The 2706-nt window shown below is 28.2% G+C and carries 4 protein-coding genes; all 4 read right to left on the reverse strand.

The annotated features are described in order from the left end of the window. A partial coding sequence (locus A8C32_RS09510) for a hypothetical protein (RefSeq protein ID WP_131798809.1) occupies positions 1 to 331 on the reverse strand: 331 nt, incomplete at its 3' end. Further along, positions 321 to 497, reverse strand: coding sequence for a hypothetical protein (locus A8C32_RS20620; RefSeq protein WP_165605819.1), 177 nt, complete (start codon positions 495 to 497; stop codon positions 321 to 323). The genes A8C32_RS20620 and A8C32_RS09510, both read right to left, overlap by 11 nt. Before the next feature lie 28 nt (positions 498 to 525). Then, positions 526 to 1152, reverse strand: coding sequence for a toxin-antitoxin system YwqK family antitoxin (locus tag A8C32_RS09515; RefSeq protein ID WP_069830208.1), 627 nt, complete (start codon positions 1150 to 1152; stop codon positions 526 to 528). Continuing rightward, positions 1149 to 2706: hypothetical protein (locus A8C32_RS20625; protein WP_083253309.1), on the reverse strand; the 1558-nt coding region annotated here is incomplete at its 5' end. The genes A8C32_RS09515 and A8C32_RS20625, both read right to left, overlap by 4 nt.

Genomic DNA, 2706 nt, shown 5'->3' on the forward strand with positions numbered 1-2706 from the left:
AATAATACCCATTGAGCACATCACTTTGGTAATTCGCTACAAAATTAAGTTTTAACCCATTACCTAATAAGTTCCAAAAAGTTTTCCATTCACCTACTTTTTTCCCATCTTTAAAATGTTTTATTGATAGAAAAATGATTTTACCTTCTTTTTGAGAGGTGACAATAAAATTCCCATCCATTGTTTTTGGAATACCATTTTTAATAATCTCTTCGTATTCGTAGTCTGTAAGCGAAACATAACCGAATTTTTTAAAGTCTTGAGCATATGCTACAGTGTATAAAAAAACAATTATTAAAAAAACTATTTGTTTTAATATACTATTCTCCATAATATGCTGTTATTTCATTTCTCATTATTATCGATTGCCATTTCCAAAAGCTTACACCTGAGAAATAATTTCTTATTTTGGTACCATCAGGTAAATCATAACCTGGGTAATCCATTATATTATCTGTAGTTGCTTTATTAAAAGTTTTTTTTGAAACAAACTTCAACCTAGATGCTTTTTCATTTTCCTAGAACCTATTTATAATCGATTGTTTTAACCAAGCTTCCTTGCTCATCATAGAAACACCATTCCCCTTGTTTTTTCCCATTTACATAATTGCCTTCTTCTCTTAAAATTCCAGTTTCGTAGTAATAATCTTTAAACTTACCATTACCTAAAGAACCAAATGTAGTTTTATATAATAGTTCTCCTTTAATGCTGTATACTCTGTACCGACCTATAACCAAACCATTTTTATAATTTATAGTTTTTATTAATTTGTTTTTATAGGTAGTTTTCCAAAAGCCATTTTTGTAGCCTTCAGCAAAAGATCCTTCTTCCCTTTTATTTAATGATTTATAATCACTAAACACTCTTCCATTGCCACATTCTAGGATTTCCATTTTATTCCCATTTGCATCAATTAAAGTATCTCTTATAATATTTTTCTTTTTAGAATTTCGTTTTTTTAAAAAATGCGTTATGTAATAACTGCCTTTCATAGGATCACCACTTATATTTTTATAAAAAAACAAGCCATTAATAGTATCTGTTATGTATTCATACGAATTAATCGGTTTAGCTATATTAGGAAAAGGCAATTTCTTGTCTTGAGAAAATGACAAGTAAGTTATAAAACTTAAAAAAAAAGCTAATTTCATTTGTTATAAAATTTAATTATATCATCTTGAAGAGCCTTCCATTGAAACTTCCAAAAGGATTTTCTTTTGTTATAATAATCCATCATGTTTTCCGTCCGACCCTGTTCAAATTTATGCAAGTTTCTATAATAAACATTTAATTTACTTTTTACTTTTTTGTATATCTTCTTATGTTCACTCCAATACTCTGCAATTTCTCTTTCTGAATAACCACTTTCTAACATGTAATTAATGTTAGCGTCAACCTGCTTTATGTAAACATTATGTTCATCCAGCGTTAATGGATCATTATATATTTTATCCTCTTTAAAACTATGCTCAAGTCCTGATACATGTGCAATTTCATGTGCAAAAGAATCTTTACTCCATAAGTTTGTTTTAAAAATTGCCAAATATTGAGAATCTATATCTCCTAAATTACCATAACCCCCAGCGCCTTCTTCACCATCACTATCAACATTTTCCAATGGAGAAATAAACATAGTAATACCTCTTTTCTTATATATAGAAGGATGTTGCTTTTTAAATTCTTCACTAAATTTATTTAATAAACTCCCTTTAAATACACATCCTTGGTCTATAATTAAATCATCATCTAACCATTTGTCCTCATCAATAACAATATCATAAACCTTGCCAATATTACACTGTAAAAGAGCTTGATTTAAAGACTCTTTGTTTAAGTAGTTTTCTAATTTTTTTAAATCTTCTGTTAGATCTTTCCCTTTATCTCCCCAACCTTTAACCTTCTCAATTGTACCATCATTCTTTTTTATTATTCCCTCAATATCTATTTGTTTTTCTATAATATCAATATCACCTTGTTTAGAGATTCCTCTAAGAACTCTTACTGGTGTTATGTTAAAGTGCAATTGTTTATGATTACTGTTTTTAAATATATTGATAGCCCCTACTTTTTTATCATTCTTATCAAGTAAATTTATCATTACATCACTATTTAAAGGCGATTCACAAATTACAGTTATTTGCTTACCATTAGCTTCATTTACTTTTACTTCATTAGGTTCAAATCGTATGCCGCTTTTTGATGGAAGTTTTATTATATCATCATCACTTATAATTCCTTCTTTCTTTTTTACTGATAATTTCAGTTTTACACCATCTTGATTAGGGAACATACTTAAAGTAGGCACAAAATACTCTTCCTGATGTATAGAAGTAGGAAAATATTCTTTCTTTAATTTATTATAATCATCACAAATATCTTTATACTCATCACGCATCCAATCAAACCCAAACTCTCCTTTGTAAGAGCTTAATCTTTCAAAATTAGCTATAAATTTTAAATCTGTTTCTTTTTCCTCTACAGTATTTACTGGTGTTTTATATGGTGCATTTGTAATTGGGTGAGTTAGCCACCAGCCAAATACATTTACAGCCTCTCCTTTATTAATAATTTGTGAAGCAGATTTAAATTCTAACTTTACAAAGTTATTAGTTTCTTCATTTTTAATATGCTCCTTTACTGTGTGAAAAACCTCTTTAAAGTTAGAAATGTAGCTATCTAGTAGTTCTAGACTACGTATGTTATAA

Origin of the sequence: Flavivirga aquatica, from assembly GCF_001747085.1 — a bacterium.
Lineage (GTDB): Bacteria > Bacteroidota > Bacteroidia > Flavobacteriales > Flavobacteriaceae > Algibacter_C > Algibacter_C aquatica.